The 2,744-nt window shown below is 39.1% G+C and carries 2 protein-coding genes and 3 pseudogenes; 1 reads left to right on the forward strand and 4 read right to left on the reverse strand.

Going from position 1 to position 2,744, the window contains the following annotated elements; translation table 11 throughout:
- Positions 1-359, reverse strand: a pseudogene (locus J8M01_RS23615) (alpha-amylase family glycosyl hydrolase); the annotation flags it as partial.
- Between the two features lie 245 nt (positions 360-604).
- Complete coding sequence (locus tag J8M01_RS23620; protein ID WP_210997131.1) at positions 605-1,465, reverse strand: PD40 domain-containing protein; 861 nt, start codon at positions 1,463-1,465, stop codon at positions 605-607.
- 409 nt (positions 1,466-1,874) lie between these two features.
- Between J8M01_RS23620 and J8M01_RS23625 the strand changes: the two genes are divergently transcribed.
- The gene (locus J8M01_RS23625) at positions 1,875-2,021 is read left to right on the forward strand and encodes a hypothetical protein (RefSeq protein ID WP_211059579.1); all 147 of its coding nucleotides are present in this window, start codon (positions 1,875-1,877) and stop codon (positions 2,019-2,021) included.
- A 202-nt stretch (positions 2,022-2,223) separates the two neighbouring features.
- On the opposite strand, the pseudogene J8M01_RS23630 reads toward J8M01_RS23625, so the two are convergent.
- Both J8M01_RS23630 and J8M01_RS24110 read right to left on the reverse strand, forming a co-directional pair.
- A pseudogene (locus J8M01_RS23630) lies at positions 2,224-2,334 on the reverse strand (transposase); the annotation flags it as partial.
- 285 nt (positions 2,335-2,619) lie between these two features.
- A pseudogene (locus J8M01_RS24110) lies at positions 2,620-2,744 on the reverse strand (alpha-amylase family glycosyl hydrolase); the annotation flags it as partial.

A 2,744-nucleotide genomic window follows, 5' to 3' on the forward strand; every position in this document is an offset into this window, starting at 1 on the left:
CATGCGAGAGAAATTTGTGCCTGTCCTTTTTTACTTCCTCTGTCTACCAATGAATCACCATTATAAAGTTGATACCAACGCCTAATAACCTCATCATCTGACCAATCAAGCGCGGTTTGCTTATTTACTTTCACAACAAGATGATAATGGTTGCTCATAATCGCATAAGCCGCTATCTCTATTGCGAATACACTACTGAGTAACTGCATTCTCTCAACCAACCATTCCCTTCTGTGGTCAAAGTTCTTTCCTGAATACTTATCTTCCCCACACAAAAAAGCACGGCGTACACACCCTGCTATTAAATGGTAATAAGGCGTTGCAGACAAATCAATTAAAGCATTCCTTGCTCTTGTCATTTTAATCACTCAAACAAACTGGATGTATAAACAGTAGTTAAACCACCCAATTATGCAAGAAATTTATGCCTGTTCTTTTTCTCTTTTATGTGTTTGCCATAAGTAACTTGCTTAACAGCCGCATCGACAGATGAAATAAACGAATTTGTTTATTGATTTATATTTGACTGCCACTGCAAAAATCGGTCAAAAAGAACACTATTGCCTATTGACAGAATTAAGACTCATACATGTTATATGATTCATCATTTGGGTCTAAGTGCCTCAATAATTTTCGCATCCACCCAGAACATATCTCCTTTTCCTGTGCTAGCAGGGTTCATAAAGAAAAGATATTTTCCATCCGGTGTTACGTATCCTCCACGTTGTGAGGTACTTGTGTTTATCTTATCACCTAAGTTAATAGCAGCTCCCCAAGAGCCGTTTTCTTGTCGAAAACTAACATAGATATCACTACCACCATAGCCATTATCTCTTGTACTATCCCACAAAATATAGGATTCATCAGGTGCAATGAACGGATGGACGTTCTGTTTCCCGGTATTTATCTCTTTACTAAGTAGCTTTGGGGCTTCACGTTTGCCATTTACTAGTCGAGAATATCGAAGAACAAAATCTCCTTCTTTAGGATATTCATCAAAAACATAAGTGCCTTTGGATGAAGCCGTAAGACGCATGATGTCGAAAACTTCAAACGCTGAACCAAGACTTTTAAACGCTGACCATCCCTCATCAGTTCGCTTCCTATACTGGTTTTTAAAGAACATCGTTTTACCATCAGGAGAGATAGACCCACCCACACCAGGTTCCACTTCTGACGGGTACCATCGGTTATTTTCGTATTTAAGAACAAAGTGCGTATCTATTCCACTTTGGTTGTTTCTCCTGCTAAAGTAGAACTCTTTCATATCGGGTGAGAAGATAGCCCCCCACTCATGATGCTCTGTTGAAACAATACCAGGAGCGAAAACTTCGGGAGTTAAGCCCGGTGGCTTTTGCCCAAGATATGGGCCTACAGGAGCTGAAAATGTATCCTGACTATGACTTTTGCTACTCATAGTTAGAACCGAAAGTAGTAAAATAACTGAAATACAAATACGCTTCATGACATGTCCTTATTTGAATATAATTAAAGAAGTCGTCAGTTTAATCAAACCGGCTTTTAAAAAACTGACGTCCTTATGACTTTAAGATGATTTTTCTCTAACGGCGATAATCAACCTATAAGGTGCATATAGACATAATGACTGCCACACGGTGTTAGCCTTCGCTTTCGTGGGTTAGCTTAAAGAAGCCAGAGCCATAATTAGTTTGTCAAATAACTAAAACAGCAGAGGCTAACATGACTAAACATAACATACTTTTCATTGGCTTAAAGGATAAAATGGGACGGGATAAAATCGGACAGGCGGGATAAAATCGGACAGGCACATAATTGTACATTCACAATTGCAAGCCACGTTTAATCTGGAAGTGCACCAGTAATTTCATTCACAGCATCAATATTTCCTCACGGTGAAATACATTAAATATATTGCTTTTCGTCACTCCGGTTATCCCAGCGCAGATTTATCGAGTTCACGAAAAGCAAAACAGCAAGCTGATGTGCTTGCTAGGTTCGTATTGATGCAAGCGGACAATGATGATGCAAACGGACAATAAACGGACAACGACACCCATTCAAAAAACTAATAAGCAGGCAATGTTCAACCTGAAATATCACCTAGTTAGTAAAATTGAATTAACTACATGTGCTATGAGCTCAAAAATAGGGAAAACTGAACTCATGCCCAGCAATAAGGCACGCCTAACCCTATAAACCATCGTGTATTGATTATATAGTGATTATCTTAGTGGTCTCAAATTAAGCCAGTAACTTTTCACATTGCTTATAATTAGCGCGCCGTTTCATTTCTAGGCTCGCACAATAATTATCTAGCTTTTGAGGTCGCCCTACTGCGCCATGGAATACTTTGGCAAGGCGAAATAGGACAGGCACAATTATACGCTCAACATGATAAAATGGGACAAGCACATTGTACATGCACCATTGTAAGCCACATTTAATCTGAAAGTGCACCAGTAATTTCATTCACAGCATCAATATTTCCTCACAGTGAAATACATTAAATATATTACTTTCTGTCACTTCGGTTATCCCAGCGCAGATTTATCGAGTTCAAGGAAAGCAAAACAGCAAGCTGATGTGCTTGCTAGGTTCGTATTGATGTTTTTTGATATTCTATAGATAAAATTCTGGTTACCCAGCCCCTTTGTACCATTTAACGTCATTCTTTGCCGCCTGTCGGCATAATGCGTGTTTACTCCCTGCAAAGTTTGCATATTGTCGTCTAAAGCTTTGTACCTGCTCTAACCATACCGTTT

The organism is Pseudoalteromonas sp. MMG005 (assembly GCF_018101015.1).
Taxonomy (GTDB): Bacteria; Pseudomonadota; Gammaproteobacteria; order Enterobacterales; family Alteromonadaceae; genus Pseudoalteromonas; species Pseudoalteromonas aurantia.